9 protein-coding genes are annotated in these 18,368 nt (G+C 48.1%); all 9 read right to left on the reverse strand.

The window, feature by feature from the left end:
* Window positions 1-491: 491 nt before the first annotated feature.
* Entirely contained in the window at window positions 492-818 is a 327-nt protein-coding gene (locus H5073_RS08520) for a DUF3325 domain-containing protein (protein ID WP_182678882.1), read from the reverse strand.
* A 1-nt stretch (window position 819) separates the two neighbouring features.
* Complete coding sequence (locus H5073_RS08525) at window positions 820-2,598, reverse strand: PepSY domain-containing protein (protein ID WP_182678884.1); 1,779 nt, start codon at window positions 2,596-2,598, stop codon at window positions 820-822.
* Window positions 2,599-2,686: 88 nt separating this feature from the next.
* On the reverse strand, window positions 2,687-2,983 hold the full coding sequence (locus H5073_RS08530) for a hypothetical protein (protein ID WP_182678886.1): 297 nt from the start codon (window positions 2,981-2,983) through the stop codon (window positions 2,687-2,689).
* A gap of 264 nt (window positions 2,984-3,247) precedes the next feature.
* Window positions 3,248-4,255 carry a D-alanine--D-alanine ligase gene (locus tag H5073_RS08535; protein WP_182678888.1) on the reverse strand — a complete coding sequence of 336 codons (1,008 nt, stop codon included), beginning with the start codon at window positions 4,253-4,255 and terminating at the stop codon, window positions 3,248-3,250.
* A gap of 173 nt (window positions 4,256-4,428) precedes the next feature.
* Window positions 4,429-6,795 carry an exodeoxyribonuclease V subunit alpha gene (recD, locus tag H5073_RS08540; RefSeq protein WP_182678890.1) on the reverse strand — a complete coding sequence of 789 codons (2,367 nt, stop codon included), beginning with the start codon at window positions 6,793-6,795 and terminating at the stop codon, window positions 4,429-4,431.
* The gene (locus tag H5073_RS08545; protein ID WP_259394855.1) at window positions 6,792-10,817 is read right to left on the reverse strand and encodes a UvrD-helicase domain-containing protein; all 4,026 of its coding nucleotides are present in this window, start codon (window positions 10,815-10,817) and stop codon (window positions 6,792-6,794) included. Before H5073_RS08545 ends, recD begins: the two co-directional genes overlap by 4 nt.
* Window positions 10,810-14,853 (reverse strand): exodeoxyribonuclease V subunit gamma, encoded by a 4,044-nt coding sequence (gene recC / locus H5073_RS08550; RefSeq protein ID WP_182678892.1) that lies wholly within the window; start codon window positions 14,851-14,853, stop codon window positions 10,810-10,812. The genes H5073_RS08545 and recC overlap by 8 nt, the downstream gene beginning before the upstream one ends.
* 100 nt (window positions 14,854-14,953) lie before the next feature.
* Window positions 14,954-17,197, reverse strand: coding sequence for a DUF3488 and transglutaminase-like domain-containing protein (locus H5073_RS08555; RefSeq protein WP_182678894.1), 2,244 nt, complete (start codon window positions 17,195-17,197; stop codon window positions 14,954-14,956).
* Window positions 17,187-18,311 carry a DUF58 domain-containing protein gene (locus H5073_RS08560; protein ID WP_259394856.1) on the reverse strand — a complete coding sequence of 375 codons (1,125 nt, stop codon included), beginning with the start codon at window positions 18,309-18,311 and terminating at the stop codon, window positions 17,187-17,189. Before H5073_RS08560 ends, H5073_RS08555 begins: the two co-directional genes overlap by 11 nt.
* Between the last annotated feature and the right edge of the window lie 57 nt (window positions 18,312-18,368).

Consider the following 18,368-nt stretch of genomic DNA (forward strand, 5'->3'; position numbering starts at 1 on the left):
TCATCATGCATATACACAAACATGCTGATTTTTTTATCTAAATGGCAACACTGAGGCTAATGAGAGGGTGTTGGACTAAATGGCTCGAGTGCGTGAGCAGCAGGGATGCTGCGCCCGAGCCCACAAGGACGTGTTGACGGCGTCAGTCGGGACGTTAGTCCAATGGACGAGTTCACCTTACCGCGAATCACAATACTACAAACAAGCTTTGGGGCAAAAACGCGTTAAACTCCGGCCAAAGTTTATCAATGATCTGCTCAATTAATGCCTGTTGATTAAAGCTAAACGGTAACGCAGAGGCCAATAAGAGGCTGTTGGACTAAATGGCTCGAGTCTATTTCTTGAATGAGGCTGCAGGGATGCTGCGCCCGAGCCCATAGGGGCCTTCTTACCAATAAGAATACGGCGTCACACGAGACGTTAGCCCAATGGTCGAGGTCACCTTGCAACTAATCAATTACTCAAATACTTAGTCCATAATCGAGGCTTGTTTATATAGCCTGGAGTGCATCAAGGCTGATAAAGACTAAGGACAGCAGCATCAAGTTGGGTAGCTGTTTGGCTTTGTAGTTGAGGCTTAATACCACAAGTAGCGCAGCTAGGGTGCACAGTCCCATGTAGATCACACTGCCGTAGGCTACACCTTGAGTGTTGATGCAAAAAGCATAACCCAAACATAAGCTGGTCCAGGCAACAAGGCGAAATAGCTTAGACCCTAATGGTTTGATAGGGCGGGAGAACACCTCTCTGAAATGACCAAACATGGCCAGTGAAAAGCAGCAAAAGCTAAGGTAACAAGCAAGCAGTAGGCTGAGCATGTTATTGACCTCCTGGGCTTGCTGTTTCAATAACAGCATTCGCATCAGTACTAGCATCAGTACTAGCATCAGTACTAGTATCAGTACTTGGCATAACCTGTGTGTTCATGTGAATTGCAGTGCGATTTTTCCTAGGAATAACGGCTTTATCAGTGGCTTTAACTGCGGCTTTGTTGTGGCATTTGATTGCTGCAAAACTCAGTGCGAGAGCGAAAATGAGGCTCATCAGATCGAAACCTACTAACACCCATTGGCCAGTGGCGATATTATCGAACAGGTGTTGGCTTGATGTGAGGCCATTGAGTAGCGGCAGCATGGCAAAGGCCAGTGCAGTGAAGGCAAGCACGGTGCGCCACATTTGAAGCCCTGTGCTGATCAGCGCGCATAAACCAACTACACCTAGTCCGATAAAAAAGCTATCCACTTCTAATTGCGCTCGGCCGTCAAGTTGCGGGGCAAGTAAGCGATTCGCATAGAAAAACGCTGCTGTGCCAAGGGGCAGGCCTGCGATAAAGGTTAAGTTTAACCCTTCAACTAAGCGCAGCCCTAAGCTGGCTTTGTGGCCTTGGGCTATGTTCTTGGCTTGCTTTTGACGGATTTTAACCGCCCAAAGTACAGTACCCGTGGCTATCATGGCGCAGCCCATTAGGCCGCAAATAAAGAATATTATTCTAAGCACGGGCTCAGAGAAGCGTGCGGTATGCAGCGCCATAAAGGTGTCATGGGTTGCCTTGCTGGCTGACACTTGATCAAACGGTTTGCTAATGAGCTCACCAGTAAAGGGATTGAGGATCCAAGGAATGCGTTTATCCGTGACTTCTTTGGCAAGATCGGGGTAGACGTTCACTTTGGCATCTGGGCTTTGGGGCTGGCTGATAACAATCTGCTTGATGGGCTTATGGGCTAAGTGTCGCTCAATTGATGGCAATAGCTGGCTTAATACATAAACTTGGTCCACTTGTTGGCGGTTAAGCTTCGCTGAATTTACATCTTCTGAGCCTAAGTTTATTGGCTCAAAGGTTTGCACTTGCTCGCTGGCGGCTTGGCTTCTGAATGCGCGCACTTTCTCATTGCTATCTTTGCCATCGAAGGCTGTCATTATTCCCCAAGGCATAAACATCATCATAAAGGTCACAAGGCCGGTGTAGGTGATCATTAAGTGATAAGGCAGTGCCAGTACGGCAGTGACATTGTGACCATCGAGCCAAGAACGTGGCCCTTTGTTGACCCTAAAGCTAAAGAAGTCTTTAAAGATACGTTTATGGATAACAATACCGCTGAGTAGCGCCAACAGCATAAATAGACTGCACAGGCCCACCAGCCAGCGGGCGGCAATCACAGGGAGATAGTGTAAGTCGAAATGTAAACGGTAGAAAAAGTCACCCCCACGGGAGCTGCGTTTATCCGTGATAACGGTTTGGTTATCGGCACTCAATATTTCTTCAGTAAAGGTGCCCCTGCGTCTTGGCTCTTTGGCGGCGTCTTGCCAGCCATAACTTAAGTAAGGATGGCGACTGCTGGGCAGCGAAATAAACCAGCTATCGGCATTGGCGGCTTTTTGTTGCAGTAATTGCTGCACTTTATCCAGCTGTGGCTTGAGGTTTTGCGGCGTTTGCTGCTGCAATACTCCTTGATGAAGCTCAGGCGCGGTCCAGATTGAAATATCATGGCGAAAATAGCTTAAGCTGCCAGCATAAAAAATAATTAATAACACCCAGCAGACTAACAGCCCAACCCAAGTGTGCAGCCAAGTCATGGAACGAAAAAAAGTGTCTTTCATAATTAATCTCTTAACTCGTAAATAGGTTAATTAACCTATTTACGAGTCTTTTGTGGTGTTCTAATCGTGATGAATTAATAGCGATGAGCTAATTGTGGTGAACTAGCAGCGCCAAAGCGGAAAAGCTGCCACCAAGCAGCAATACAAGCGCCCAAGCGAGGGCGACCCGCTTAACGCTAAATACCCAGATGGCAAACAGGGCATAGATAATAAAGGCGCTCATCATGGCCACGATGCTGCTGTCTGTGGTGGGCAGGGGTAATGCCACCGCCATGAGGGCGCTGGCAGACGCCGCGACAAAATAACCACCGAAGAGCGCCGCCATGGTGCGCAGCAGCAAGGATAATTGAGAGGAAAACAGCAGTTGCCGCCATGAAATAGACATCAATGACACAGAGCAGGACCTAAGACTAAAAATGACAAGCCGATATTCTACAGCAATGAAATCAATTGAGAACTGTTTTTATTCGTATTACTTGCGTTGAGCGCACTTTATATTACTGTTACTTGGGTTACTTGGGTTACTTGAGTTACTTGAGTTGCATGAGTTGCTTGAGATGTATGGGGCAGTAGGATTTGGAACATCATGATTTAAGGCGTAAACAAAAAGCGCCAGTCTCAAACTTATGTGAGACTGGCGCTTTTGCCGTTAACGGCCGAGTTGCTGGCTTATCACATCGCTCAAGTACTCAGTGAAGTCATGACCGTGATTTTGCAGCATTTTAGGGAACATGGATATAGGGGTTAGCCCAGGGAAGGTATTGATTTCATTTAGTAATATTTCATTATCTTGAGTTAAGAAAAAATCAATACGGGATAAATGGCGCAGCTTCATGCCTTTAAATGCCTTGATGGCATAGTTTTGGATCTGCAGGCTGAGTTCTGGCGACAAATTGCTGGCGACCACATCGGTGCGCGCTTTGGAATCTTTGGCGTATTTTTCATCGAAACTATAAAAGTTATTGGTGTCACAGATGATTTCACCGGGCAAGGTGGCGATGATTTCGCCCTGATATTCATATACTGCCACTTCAAGCTCACGGGCCTTAATGGTTTTTTCTACCACCACATAAGGCGCATAGCCGAAGGCCTCTTCCAGTACCTTAGCGATATTGTCACGTACATCGACCTTGTAGCAGCCCACAGATGAGCCTTGAGAGGCGGCTTTGATAAACACTGAGCCCCAAGTGTCGAAGGCGGCTTGGGTTTGGGCAATGGCGTCTTGGTCAAATTGATGCAAGAAAATGTACGGAGTATTGGGCACACCTAAGGCACTGAACCACATCTTGGCGGTGATCTTATTGAAACAGTTGCTGGATGCTTCAGATTCACAACCAAAATAGGGCAGTTGAATTAAGTTGAAGTAAGACTGAATGTCGCCGGTTTCACCGGGGAACCCGTGAATACAGGGGATGACATAATCCACCGCCCAAGGTGCGATGCTAGCGTCTTCGAAGCGGATCTCGCGGCGATTGGTGAGTGAGCACAAGTCGCCATTTTCTGTATGATAGTGCCCCTGTTTATCTAAGGTGAGTTTAAGCACAGAAAATTGCTCAGATTTGGCTAAGGACGTCTCAAAAAAACGCGCCGACATCAATGAAATATCGTGTTCGGCGCCGCCGCCACCACAAAGTAGCAGCACATTAATCTTAGCCATGATAACTCCTAAAAGTAAAACCTAGGGCCAGAAAAAGCCAAGCTTGGGCCCCTAAAAAAAGTGTGCCTATGATAATGAGCCTATGGCAGCTAAAGCAATAGCGCCGCGTTAAGTTTTCATCAATTATTGCCCGCTTTTTGCAAGAAATATTGAGTCACGTTAACGCTATGGTATTAGGCTTCCCATAAGCGCCGCGCAAGTCCCGAGGCCCTTAAAGTCACTTGGCGGCTGGCTCGCTCAAACACAGGCTGGCTTCCCAAGCAATAAAATTGTGCTTTAGCGCGAGTTATCGCGGTATAGAGCAGTTCTTTAGTGAGCAATTGCCATTGGGCTGTGCTGGGCTTTGGCGGCAGCACAAAGCTCACCTTGGCAAATTCACTGCCCTGACTCTTATGCACTGTCATGGCATAACAAGTATCGTGACTTGGCAGGCGCGCGGGCTGAACCTTAAGCACGCTGCCATCGGCCTTGATAAAGTGTGCCATCAAGCGAGTGGGTTGATCTTTGTCTTGTAAAATCAGCCCGATATCGCCATTGAACAGTCCTAAATTGTAGTCGTTACTGGCGATAATAATGGGCCTTCCAAGATAGAACTCTTGTTTGGGGTCAATAAGTTTGCGCTGTTTTAGGGCTTGGGTCAGGGCTGCATTAATGCCATCGACACCAAACTCACCGGCGCGCATGGCGCATAAAATCCGGTATTGATTAAAGCTGTCGATAATGGTCTTGGGGCTATGAAGCGCACTGGCATCAGTTATCTCAAATTGGCGCTTATTGTCTGCAATTAAGCTTAGATAATCACCATAGGCAGACACGGATAGTGCCAGCAAGGCGTCTTTTCCTTGAGCAGAGTTTGCATCTGTGTGGTGCTCAAACCAGTTAAGCTCCTGATGTTGTTGCTGCCACACTTGCCTGATGGCCTTAATATCGGCGCGATTCACCGCTGCGGCCAAAAGACCAATGCCGGCATCGCCTTTAAATCGGTGGCTGTGAAACAAGATGCACAAGTTATCCCCAAGTCTGGCTTGTGGGTGAATATATCTTGTTAGTTTTTCCCCCGTTAATGCCTCAAGCAATAGCGCTTGTTCATGAGAATAACGCATCTGCCATTGCACCGCACTCGAGGTTGGCGCCTTAAGGCCTGCGCAAATATCCGCTAACACGGCGCCGGCTTCCACTGAGGCCAATTGGTCTTGATCCCCAAGTAAAATCAGCCGCGCATCTTTAGGTAGGGCACTTAACAACTTGTGCATCATAGGTAAATCAACCATGGAGGCTTCATCCACCACCAATAAATCTAGCCTAAGGGGATTATGCTCATCATGCCTAAACTTGTGGGAATGAGGGATAACCCCCAATAAACGGTGCAAGGTCGAGGCCTCTTCTGGAATAAGGCTAAGGGAGTCGATTAACTGCTTAAGGGCTAACTGGCTGCTTGAGTCTGGGCTCACATTCTCAGTGTGGATGTCAGTTTGGTTTTCAGCGTCGGTGTGGTTTTCAGCCATAGTTTGGTTTTCAGCGATAGTATGGTCAAAGTCTAGGCTCATCTGCCCTTGAGCCTGCTTCTTTGGCGGTGAACTTTGCCTAGATATCGTTGAAGCAGGAGAGCTGGCCGTTTGCTTAAGCTTCTGGGATAGAAAGTCATGCAGCTTGGCTTTCGAGTCTTTAATGGATTCACTGAGGCGCGCCGCCGCTTTTCCAGTCGGAGCCACTAATTTAATGTTCATTGCTGACTGAGTTTGCAATAACAGCAGTAACTTAGTCACTGTGGTGGTTTTACCCGTACCAGGGCCGCCGGTGATGACTGCTAAGGCCTTGGTGAGCGCGGTGGCGGTGGCGACTTTTTGCCAGTCTATCTGCGCCTTTTCAGCAGCGGGGAACAGGCAATCCAGTTGCTGACGCACTTGATTAAGCGTGCCTGCATCAAACGCATTGCTAGTCGCTATGAGTTCGGTTTGCGCTAATCGATTGAGTTTATGGGCAACGTGGGTCTCAAAAAAGTGATACTTATTTAAGTAAAGGCAGCCTGTATCTAAGATAAGCGGGGTATTGTCGCCGGCTTGGCCAACGGCGCTAAATTGACTGAGTTGCTGTTCAAGCTCAGTTAAGCTTAAGTTAATGCTGCAAGAGGCGGGAGCGCGGTAGCACTCTTCCATCATAGGGTTAGCTAAATCTATTTGCGACAGCACTAAGCAGCTGTGTTGATTAGATAACTGCCGACTTAACAGCGCGCAGATGAGCATAAATAGCTCAGCTTCTGGATTGTGCTTATCCAAACCTTCAATATCACAAAGGGACAAGGCAAAGTGTCTGTCAAGCGGCGTGAGTAAACGCAGCTCTTGCCAATATTTAAGCCGCTCTCTTAAGCTTGGCATTATTTGAGCCTGAGTGTCGTGGCTTTGGGCAGTTTGAGTCTCTGCTGTTTGGTTCAGTGCAGTCTGCTTCAGTGCTATCTGCTTCAGAGCTATCTGTTTTAGAGCAGTCCGCCCCAATGCTATTGGCGTCAGCGCTATCATAGGCGGCGTTTTTTGCTTGGTCATAGAGTTGAGCCCTTAAGGGGTTTTGCTACCTTAGTTTCACTGCTTGGCATGCTTTGACTGTCAACTTGAGCTTCAATTTTACTTTCGCCGTCACTAAAGAGGCTGTCCAGAGCCTTGATTAAGTCTAGCGATGGGCGATTAAAGAACACTCCCGTGCCTAAGTGTGTTGGGCTCATGCCGCGCAAAAACAAATAAAAACAGCCGCCTATGTGGGTGTCATAGTCATAACTTGGCAAGCGCAATTTAAGGTATCTGTGCAGGGCTAAGGTGTAGATGATGTACTGCAAATGATATTGATGCTCATCCATGGCCTTGGCCATATTAGCCATTTGATAATCCTCAAGGCTATGACCCAAATGATTAGACTTGTAATCGGCGATAAAGAATTGCCCTTGATATTCAAAGGTTAAATCGATAAAACCTTTGAGCATGCCCCTTAAGGTATCAAAGCTTAACTGCGCTTGATAACCATGGGATTGAAGCAGCTTATTGAGGGCAAGGCTGCCAAGGGCCGAAATCGGCAGGTAAAACTCCATTTCCACCTTGATTTTAGAAGGATTAAGCTCGGATAAGCTAAAACGCCTTTGCTGCTGACTTGCTGCAAACTGGGTATTTCGTGGTGTTTGCTCAGGGAGCAGTAGCGGCGTAGTCACTACCTCTTGATACCAAGTGGTTAGTGGCTCAAGCCAAAGCTCTACATCAAAGCCATAGTGCACCATGGCATCCCTAATCGCATCACTCAGCTGGCTTTGATACTGGCTAAAGTCAAAGTTTTCTAACACTAAGTGCATAAAGCTACCGGCATTGGCGCCGCGCTCGAAGCTGAATCTATCCAACGGCACTAATTCATCCTGCGGAGCTGGCTCATATAGGGGCGCAGGCGCTAGTGGCTTATCAGCTAAATGCGCTGACACAGTCTCATGAGCCTCTTGCTCAGTAAAGTGTAGCGTGAGCTCGTCGGTGAATTCTTCATCATCGGCGCCTGGGCTCACTTTTTCGTGGGCTTGATGCTTAACTAAACCTGAATAACTGCCCACACGCCAAGGGGTTTGATAACCGCGAGTTAAGGTTTTTGGGGCTAAGTGATGGTCATTATCGTCATTATTTGCTAACACTTGGGTGTCAGGATTATCACTCACTAAGCTCACTTCGATGGCAGGAATATCAGCGGTTATCGCCTGCACCGCCCCTTGAATAAAACTAAAGTCGACTTTTTTATCCTTGGCGCCAAGTAGATAGCCTATACCGGTTTCTGCCAATTGGCTGCTAACGCCGCCTTTGAGCTGGCGGCATTGATTGGCTATGTATAAATAACAGCGAAACACAGGCCGAGTCAGCGCGACATATAGCAGGCGTAAATCTTCGGCTAAATGGGCTTGCTGATAGCTTTCAAGGCCTTCATCTGTGTCGTGAATATCCCAAATCAATTGACCCTCTTTATGATAAAGAATGGGGCTTGGGCGACGGTTACTGCCCCTTGCTAAGCTCACAAATGGCACAAAGCACACTGGGTATTCTAGGCCCTTACTCTTATGAATCGTGACGATTTGCACTAGGTTTTGCTCACTTTCAAGCCTTAATTGCTGCTCATCTGTGGTATTAGCGGCAATCAGTTGTTGCTCAAACCAATTGATAAGGGCAGCGCTGCCATCGAGCTCAGTGGCTTTTTGTTGCAGTAATTCACACAGATGGCGAAAATCTGTTAGCCTGCGCTCCCCTGAGGCCAGCTCTGATGGCTGAGTTTCATCTTGCTCGGTATCAAACTCAGTTGCCGATGTTGACTGAGGCGCGGCGCTATTGTTGTGTGAATCGTTGTGTGAATCGTTAGCTGAGCCTTTGGCTAAAAAGTCTTTCGTTGAGCCTTTGGCTAAAAATCTTGGGATCAAACCACTCCAATTAGCCAGTGCCAACAGGGCGGGCATCACTCCTTGGCGTTGCCACAATTGGTGCCAATGATAAAATTGGCTGAGCAGTGTCTGACGACTGTCTTCATCCTGATTAAAACTGTGAATTTGCAGCGCATCATAGCCCATCAATTCGGTGGCAAGGCCGGCTCTGAGTAAGCGCTCATCTTTGGGGTTGGCTAATGCCCGCAGCAGTAGCAGTAATTCCCGCGCCTCTAAGGTGTCGAACACGCTATCGCGGCTTAAAAACACCGCCCCTATCTGGCGGGCATTAAGGGCAGCTTTAATCACAGCCGCTTCATTCCTGTCACGAACCAATACCGCGATATCTTTGGCTTTCAAGGGGCGCGGCGGCTTATTGGACTCGCTTAACTGACATTCACCTTGCTGAGATTGTGTCAATAATTGACGGATTTCACTGGCTGCATCGGCGGCTAAGTGCTGCCTTGCTTGGGTCTTGTTAAGCCCAAATTCAGCGTCTTCGGCCAGCAACTTTATTTGCAGCGCAGCCTTTGATATCTGAGCGCCAATCAGTTGTTTCTCTGCCGCCGAGCTAGGGGTTTTTACACTATCAAAAGGGATCGCCTGATTGATAAAGGGATCCTTATGTTGGGCAAATAAGCGATTCACCCCGAGCACCAGATTTTCACTGGAGCGAAAGTTAGTGGCCAAGTTGTAATGGGCCGGGGTCTGGTTTCTTGCTTGAATATAAGTGTGAATATCGGCGCCGCGAAAGGCATAAATCGCCTGTTTGGGATCGCCAATCATCAATAAGCTTAAGCCCGTTTTTGGGCTAGCTTCGAGGTGTTGCTCCTCACTTGACGCCTTGCCATACACTTGGCTGAAAATGTTAAATTGCAGCGGATCGGTATCTTGGAATTCATCGATAAGCGCTACAGGAAAGCGCTGGCCAATGGCGCTTGCCAAGGTATCAGGGTTGGCATCTAAGGCGCTGGCAAGATTTGACAATAAATCATCGGGAGCCATTAAATTACGTTGATGTTTTTGTGCCATAAAGCGCTGTTTAATGCCTTCTTTGGCGCGCAATAAAAACGCCGGAATAAAGTTATTGATAAGAATATTAATCTGATCGAAATGAGCCAGTAACGGCGCCTCAGCAGCACTGGGGATAATCCCACCTTTGTTGAGTTTAAGTTCTGATAACGCCAAACTGCTCAACGCTTTAGTGCTTGGCAATCCATAGTCTGCCATGGCCCAGTGGCTTAATTCATCAAACATTTGTCCAAGCTTGGGGTAGCCATCGCTTTGCTTACCAAAGCGGGTGCCGTTTAGGGGCAAGCTGTGGAGCAAGGCCAAGGTGTTTTCATGCTCGCTTTGCCACAAGAGTTTGAGCCGTGAAAGGCTGGTGGTTAAGCCTTGAGTTAAGGTGTTAAACGATGGAATAGCCCCTAAGGTCTTGGCTTCATTGGGCCCAAGCAACGGGCGTAGTTTACTGGCTAAGGTATCGGGCTCACCAAAGTGTTTGGCGATAATTTCGGCTAAATAGGGGGGCAAGGGATAACAGGTTTCTCGCCAGAAATCTCGCACACTGTGGTGTAAAAATTCGCTGTCATCTAAGGTGAATTCAGATTCAAACAGCAATGAAGATTCAAAGGCTAAATCCGCCAAAATCCGCTGACAAAAACCATGAATAGTAAAAATGGCCGCTTCATCTAAGGATTTAAGGGCTAAATCCAGCCGTTTTAAGGCAATTTGGCGCTCAGATCCTGGAAACGCCTGCTTTAAGGCATTGACAAATTCATCCTCTACGGCCACCCCAAGGAAGCATTTAAACGCCACTTGGATGCGTTTTCGAATTCTATCCCTGAGCTCTTGGGTGGCGGCATTGGTGAAGGTCACCACGAGAATTTGCTCGCAGCCAAGTGGTGGCAGCTCACCATGGCCCAGAAGTAGCCTTAGGTAAAGCCCTGTAATAGTGTAGGTTTTACCGGTTCCGGCACTGGCTTCGATAAGACTTGAGCCTAAAAACGGCAAGGTTAATGCATCCAGTGGGCTGCGGGTTGGGCTAATGCTAGGGCCCTTGCTTAAGTCTGTTTGGCAAGCTTTTGCTTGTTTAACTTCTGCTAGCGCTATTTCAGTTTGTTTTAGCTCAGTCATGGCGCTCCCCTTTGCTTGTAACTGCATCGTCCGCTGTTCTGCCAACACTTTGTTCTACTTCGCTCTTTTCTACAGAGCTATGGCCAACCGCTGCCTGACTGACAAAATCTTCTAACTCACTGAGTTTGCCCTTGTGATACAGGCTCAGCATGGGGCTCAATAATGTGGTGGCGATGGCGCCAAAGCCTGACTCAGTGAAATCTTCAGGAAAGCGAAACAGCCTGTGGTTATGGGGCTCAAAACCTTCCCCTAGCTGATTTTGCTCATCTCGCCACAGTTTTTGCGCGGCGATTAATTTTTCTTGATGACTACCTGGGGTTTCCACATAAGCAAAGGCGGTGCGGGGCATAAAGCACAATGGCCGCGTTTGCCCTTGAATATAGGCCAGAATAAAGGCCTTAAGTTGCGCTGTTGCATGGGCTGGCGTTATTGGTGCAAAGCTATGAAATTGCGCCATATCCAGTAAATAGCTGGTCTGCTGCTGACCACTGGCATTGAGGCATAAATGCCTTAGGTATACCCGCACTAAATCACGGCCGTGGGCGGCGCCGGGTCGATAATTTATCAGCCCCTTGGGCAGGATGTCGTCGATGCGCCCAAGTAGGGTGAGTTTAAGCGGCGCTTGGGCGGCTTTATGGGCGAGCTCTGAGCTGTTTATTAGTGCAGGCTCAAGGCTAATTTCACTCAGCTCAAGGCTGTTCATTGAAGCAGGCTCAAGGCTGTTAGCCAGAACTTGCTCTGGGCTGAAGCTAAATTCCAGTTCAAGATTAAGGCTTCTTGGCTCACATTGCTCGCCGCGCATAAATTGCACCCTGCCAATGAGCGGCGCCATGTCCCTTTGGTACTGACTCAGTAATAGCTCATCAAAGGGTGCCATGGGTAAACTGCCCGCGGCTTTTAGTGCTTGGGTAAGGCTTGCTTCAGGCGTTTTCTTCCTATTCAGGCCATTGTTATCAAGATCATTGTTATTAAGGTCAGAGTTATCAACGTCAGGTGCTAATATTTTATCTAACAGTTTCGCCTGTAACAGGTAGCGCTCCAGCGCATTCAGGCTAAAAGGCTCATCGTTGTCATCGGCTTGAATGTCTAAGGATAAATCCACTTTTAGGCTGCGATTAAAGAAAAACTGGCTGGGATTTCTGAAAAATCTCAGTAGGGCAGATAGCTCAAGCTCAGCATCCGTTGCGGCAAATACCGCTTTTTCCTCCAAATCACTGTGCCATTGCGGCCATAAGCTGTCTGCTAATATTGACTGAGGCAGGCTTTGGTTTGGCCCTAAAAAACGCCCAGAACTATTCATAACCCAAGTGTTAGCTGAGGTTTCAGCAGAGGCTGGCGCAGTGGTTGTGTTATTAGCTGGCGTGCTCGGCGGGCACCACTGGCTGTGATAACTCTGCTGCAGGGCAATGCCTAGGGCTTGATTGTCTCTAAACAGCTTTGGATCGAAAGGCTGTAACGGCTGCGCCTGAATAAGCCGTGCGAGCAGGGCATCATCACAAGGTTTGCTCAAGGCAAGGATTTGCTCTTCATTAAGTTTGCTGAGCTGCGCTTTCATCTCTGGGGTTAGGTAGCAAAGCTGACAATATTCAATGAGCTCTGAGACTAACATCGAGGGAATACGCTCACTATTATCCCGTTCACTCTGGCCGATATAACTGATGTACAGCTGCTCTCGGGCGGAGAGTAGGGCTTCGAGAAATAAGTATCTGTCATCGGCGCGCCGCGAGCGATCACCTTTTTTAGCGCCAAAGTGGGCCATTAAATCAAAGCCCACTGGGTGCTGTACCCTAGGGTAATCGCCATCATTCATGCCCAGTAAACACACCATGTTAAAGGGGATTGAGCGCATCGGCATTAAGGTGCAAAAATTGACGCTTCCTGCAAGGTAGCGCTGACCCACGCGAGACTCGCTTAAGCGTTGGTTAAACCAGATTTTAAGCACTTCAATATCCAGCATACCTTGATGGCCGGCGCCTTTTAGTTCCTCGCTTAATTTGGCAATAGCTTCATTAATGGCTTGAATTTCTTCCCGCTCATCGTCATCGGCCTCGAACATGTCTTGAAGCAAGGTTTGCAGCTCAAACAGGCGTTGATGAGTGGCGCTAGAGGCGGCAAACAGGGCGCGATAATCATCTAAGGTTTCAAGGAAATTCATTAGCTTGCCAAGGGCCTGAGCCGATTGCCCTTCAAGACCTGGCACTAATAAGGTGTCTTGATACAGGGGCGCTGCATCATTAAAGGCGTAACCTAGAATTAACCTTCGAATGCCAAAAGCCCAAGAGTTTTGCTCAAACGCCGGCAAGTTTAAGGCGGCGCGGCTGTGCTCATCTCGGCCCCAACGGACATTGGCCTCATCTAGCCAGAGGCGAATTTGATTAAGCTCATCATCGCTGAGTTTAAAGCGCCTTAAAATGGCGGGGACCTCTAAAATCCCCATGATTTCAGTTAAGGCAAAGCGGCTCTGATTAATGTTTAATAAGCTTAAAAAACTATTGATAAGCGGCGACTCTGCCGCTGCGCCGCGATCGGCGATGGCATAGGGAATATAACTATTGCCTTGTTGGCCCGCGCCATCAATCCCAGACGCTTCGGCATTGGCGGTGCCAAACACCGCATCAATATAGGGGGCGTAGGCGGCCACATCTGGCATCATGACCACTATGTCTTTGGGATGCAGCTGCGGGTGGCGGCTCAGCATGGCCAATAAGTGATTGTGTAACGTTTCAACTTCTCTTAAGGGACTGTGACAGGTGCGGATGGTGATAGAGTCATCGTCTGGCTGTAACAGGCGGCGCTCTGGAATATTGTTATACAGCGCTGCATCTGGTCCTAGGCTTACGCCTAAGGTTTCCATTTGCAAAATGTCATACTGCACCCCATGAAGTAACTTGGCGTTTTGCGACGTACTTATTTGGCTTAGATGAGCTGAACTTGGCACGCTAGGATTAATATCCCAAGGTTTGACATAACAGTCATAGCCAAAATCTGTGTGCTCGCTTGGCAAGGCGAGCATCAGATCCAGTAACTCACGGCCAAGCTTACCGTTATTGGCAAGTAGCGGGTTGCCCACCTCAAGGCTTGACTCCCAATCCTGTGGAAGCTGTTTTTTATCTGCGTATTGCAGTGCCATGCGGGCGCGGGTTTTGGGATCTATGATATCCCCCCAATAATGCTCACAAGGGCTTAAGGCCAGCATAATCACTGGAATGCGCCCTGCCAGTTGATGCAGGATTTCTAAGGTTTGTGGCGGCATGGAGGAAATGCCAAACACAAATAGCCTTTGGGGCAGGTTGGCGACAGAGCTTTGCTCATCGGCTAAGGCTTCAAGCAATGACTCATGTAAGTTAGCCCTGTGATAGGGACTGGCGCCCAGTTCATCGCGGTTATAGTCGATAAGTGCGCGCCACAATTTGGGCTGCCATAACTGGCTGTCATCGAGTTTGAGTTTATTATCTAATGAAGTCAGTGGTTTATTTTGCTCCCAAGCTAAGATCCACTCGGGGCGATAGACCAAGTATTGGTCAAAAATATCGGCGATGCGGCTGCATAGTTGATAACGCTTGATGGCATCTTGCGCCGCCGATAAAGCAATGGCTTGGGATCTTGAGTCAGGCGCTGCTGCGGCTTGCTCTGGTTTTAATTCAGGAGCTAGCTCAGTGGCCAGCTCAGTAGTTAAATTCTCAGCAGATAAATAGGTCGCCAAAGGGGCAAAGTCAGCATCGTCCAGTAGGCGCGGCAATAAGTCCATCAACTTCCAGGTCATGGCAGGCTTTGTGAAGGCGTTATCCTTGGGGACGTCGGGCAGCAGGGTGTGGCAAAGTTGCCAAATAAAGCTTGAGGGCAGCGGGAATTCAAGGGCGGCAGCTATGCCATTATGGCGAGCGACTTCGAGCCTAAGCCAAGTGGACATGCCCGGGCTTTGCACTAGCACATGCTCACTGGCCAGCAGGTTTGTCTCATCTAATGGGGTTGCCAGCAGTTTGGCTAATTGTTCAGATAATACTTCCATCTGATTGGATTGAATTAACGTGAGCATGGTGCATCCAGTTAGCCGAAAAATTAAGTTGGCTTTATTCTATGTGGTTGACTTATAAGGTTCAATCTTAAAGGCGTGATAACCCGTATTAATGGAGAGGTTAGTTAACTAAAAGCCCAAATCTTAGCTTGCGGTACAGGGCGTGAAAGCGTTTTTGCTTAAGTCTGCGCTGTTTTGGCGGCAAGTCTTGATATTTAAGTGCAATATAAAGCGCATTGAAACCGGCAAACTGTTTGGCAAGCTTGGGGTTGACTTGAGTTAGCTTAGGGGCAATTTCTGCGGCAAAGCGCTGCGGCGGAGCCATCGGCGTAATAGGAGCCATCGGCGTAATAGGAGCCATTGGCGTAATAGGAGTCATTGGCGCTATAGGAGCAATTGGCGCAATAGGTGCCAATGGCGCTTGGGAATTAACTTGAGCTTTAGTCTCGACAAGTCCTTTGTTAATCAGCCGCTGACAAATACTGAGGTAGCGCCGATTAAGTTTATCTTCAAAGGAGAAATGCAATAACCCAGCAGAATAAGCGATGAGAAGCAAGATGACACTACTTAGCCCTAAGATAATCATCGCCAGCTGACTTAGGCTGATATCGCCAAAAAGCTTGTCTAACACTTGCTGCTTTTTAGTCTCATCAAAGCCTAAGACCCACAGACTCCAGTAATAATCTAGACTTGCCATTTTATACCTAAGGTCATTCAACCAAGGCGTGTGCTTAAAGCGTAGGCTGGTAAACAGTGTGTCCGATAAGTAGCTAGAGGCACCATCAAAGCTTGCATCAAAACCATCGAGAATTCGCTCTGGAGCTATCATGGCGGTGGGATCAAACCGCTGCCAACCTTGGCCCTCAAGCCAGACTTCGGCCCAAGCATGAGCCATGTATTGATACACACTGTAATAACCCGCCTCGGGGTTATATTCGCCGCCTTGATAGCCCGCCACTACGCGGGCGGGAAGCCCAGTCGCCCTTGCCATATAAACCAGCGCCGAGGCGTAGTGGGCGCAAAATCCCGCTTTATTGTTAAACAAAAAATCATCCACTTGCTGCTTGCCAAGGGGAGGCGGGGATAAGGTATAAAAGAAGGCTTGGCGATTAAAATAGCTCATCATGGCGGCGAGCCTGTCACTGGGCTTGGGATAATCGAGCTTAAACTGCGCCGCTAACGCTAAGGTTTGTGGATTTAATCCTTTAGGCAATTGCAGGCTGATGGAGGCGATGGTTTTAGATAATTCTCTGTCCATCACGGCATTGGGGTAGGACACCACAGCATAACTAAAGCGCTGGGTGATGTCGTTTAAGGCGTAGAGACGATGATCCGGTAGCATGGTGAGTTTAGGATCGTCACTGGTGGCGACATCTAAGCCATAGAGCCATTTTTGATAACTTGGCTCACTGATGATGTTATAAGCTATTGATTTGTTATTGTGCCCTTGAAGATCAGGCGTTGATTGCGTGGGTTTAATTTGCCTGACTAATGTTTGAATAGTTAAGGTTTGTATGGCTTGCATACTGGGGTGTTGGCGCCAAGTTTCACCGTCATATTCATCTAACACTAAGGTGCGCCAATACAAATCCTGATTGGCGAGTCGGCCTTGGGACTTGCTATCAAAACCCACCCTAAAGGCCAGTTCAGCCGAGCGGGTGAGTTTACTGATATCCCCAAACGCCATTTCGTTACTCAGGCCGGTTCTGGCATTGTCCATACTGGGCATTAGCCACAAGGGGGGCAATCTTGGAAATACCACGAACAGTATTAATGCCAGTGGCAAGCTTTGAGCGAGCAGCTTAAGACTGAACTTGAACTGAGAAAGATTGAGCAGGCTAGATTTGGATCTAGTTATTCTTACATTGCCGCGGCTCTCGGGGAGGGTTTCCATCGCTGGCTGACTTTGCTCTTGATACAGGCTGATAAGCACGCAAGTGTTGATGGTGCTCACTAACAGCAAATGCAAGGTATTGAGGATTGAGTTGTATTCTAACAGGCTAAAGCCAATCAGGAAGTAGCCCACGAGCACTAAGACTTTAACGTCACGGACTTGCCGCATCTCTATGTATTTAAGTGCATAACCCAGCAGTAATAGGTTGACCAATGCATTGAGGGCGCCAATTTGGCTGGCGACTAAGCCTAAGGTGGTGGCGGCGCCAATGGCGAGCGAGGTTACCAGAAGTTTAGGCGGCGCTGCAACGCGGCCAAAATAAATCCCCACTCGCCATAAAAAGCAAATAGCGCAAATGCCTATGCTCCAAGGCATGATTTTATCAAACAGTGGACTCAAGATGGCAATATTGGTCAGCAGCAGCCAGAAAAGGGTGGATCTGCCGATATGGCTATCAAAATTATCCTGCATGGGAAGCTTCCTCATCGCGACCACTTTTAGTTTGGAATAGGGCGATGGCTTGCTGACAAGTGATCCTGTGACTGTCGCCAATGTTTTGCTCGATGGTGTGAGCGTTATCGAGCACCACACCAAAAACTTGCTGACGCCTGCTCAGTTCATCCACCTGCCAGGCGAGTTTACTGAGCCTTTCTTCAATATCGTGCCCGGTAATATTAGCCAGCAGTAGCCAAAGAGGCTTACCTTGAGGCTGAGAAAATGTTTTTGTTAACAATCCCTTGCCTTGAGCCCACTGTTTCCATGCCACTTGCTTTAATGACTCCCCAGGCACATAAGCCCTAAGCTCATTAAATTCACTGACACCGGCGCGCTGCAGGCCATGCTCATCCTCTTGGGCTTCTTTGTCAGCTGCACTTAAGATGATTTCATAGGGCTTAGGTTTGGCAAAAATAATTTGTTGTAAATCTAAATCCACATAGGACCAAGTGCGGCATAAGCCTAATGGGAAATAGGATTCAACTGTGATGCGCCCAGGATTTAACCTGCCTCGCTGGCAGTTATCTAAAGGCACATAAGTTAGCTGTTCATTGATGACGTGTTTGACCCTGACATGGTGTTGATTGGCAAATCGCAGGCAAATTTGCTGGTGGCGATTATCCCTAGAGCCATGTGGGTTACTTTGACTTGCCGCAAGTCCTAGGTCGTGATGACTCAATTCCACCGCAAAACTTGCCGTACCACCGGCATAAATCTGTGGATTTTTTATGGCGCTTAATCTAAGTCCTGCCAAATTTTTGTAACTGTAGATAATGCAGGTTTGAAATAGGCTTGCCAGTAATAGGCTCAGACCGATGATGAGATTGTTCTGGTAGTTAGTGCCAAACAAATACAGCAATAAAATAAGCCCAATCCAAGCTAGGCCGAAGGCGCTGGGGAGGATAAAAATACTTTTATGGCTTAGGGTGAACTGGCGACTTGCTGGAATGCGTTTTGCGAGCCACTTTTGCCAGCGAAGGCGTAATTTCTTGGGAATGGCCTTAAGGGTAAGTCGCATTAATAGCGTCTGCCGCGGCGCTGCTAATTGAGTTTTTAATTGAGCATCAGGAGCAGGCTTAGAATGTATCATGTTTTCGCTCCTTGCTGTTGTGGGCTATAGCGCTGCTTGAACATCGCTACATTCTTA

The sequence above is a fragment of the Shewanella sp. SR44-3 genome (assembly GCF_014163735.1).
Taxonomy (GTDB): domain Bacteria; phylum Pseudomonadota; class Gammaproteobacteria; order Enterobacterales; family Shewanellaceae; genus Shewanella.

Bases quoted from the DNA above. Each gene is read 5' to 3' on its own strand.
- H5073_RS08520 (WP_182678882.1), bottom strand. From the start codon at position 818: ATGCTCAGCCTACTGCTTGCTTGTTACCTTAGCTTTTGCTGCTTTTCA.
- H5073_RS08560 (WP_259394856.1), bottom strand. From the start codon at position 18,311: ATGATACATTCTAAGCCTGCTCCTGATGCTCAATTAAAAACTCAATTA.
- recC (WP_182678892.1), bottom strand. From the start codon at position 14,853: ATGCTCACGTTAATTCAATCCAATCAGATGGAAGTATTATCTGAACAA.
- H5073_RS08525 (WP_182678884.1), bottom strand. From the start codon at position 2,598: ATGAAAGACACTTTTTTTCGTTCCATGACTTGGCTGCACACTTGGGTT.
- H5073_RS08530 (WP_182678886.1), bottom strand. From the start codon at position 2,983: ATGTCTATTTCATGGCGGCAACTGCTGTTTTCCTCTCAATTATCCTTG.
- H5073_RS08545 (WP_259394855.1), bottom strand. From the start codon at position 10,817: ATGACTGAGCTAAAACAAACTGAAATAGCGCTAGCAGAAGTTAAACAA.
- H5073_RS08535 (WP_182678888.1), bottom strand. From the start codon at position 4,255: ATGGCTAAGATTAATGTGCTGCTACTTTGTGGTGGCGGCGGCGCCGAA.
- recD (WP_182678890.1), bottom strand. From the start codon at position 6,795: ATGACCAAGCAAAAAACGCCGCCTATGATAGCGCTGACGCCAATAGCA.
- H5073_RS08555 (WP_182678894.1), bottom strand. From the start codon at position 17,197: ATGCAGGATAATTTTGATAGCCATATCGGCAGATCCACCCTTTTCTGG.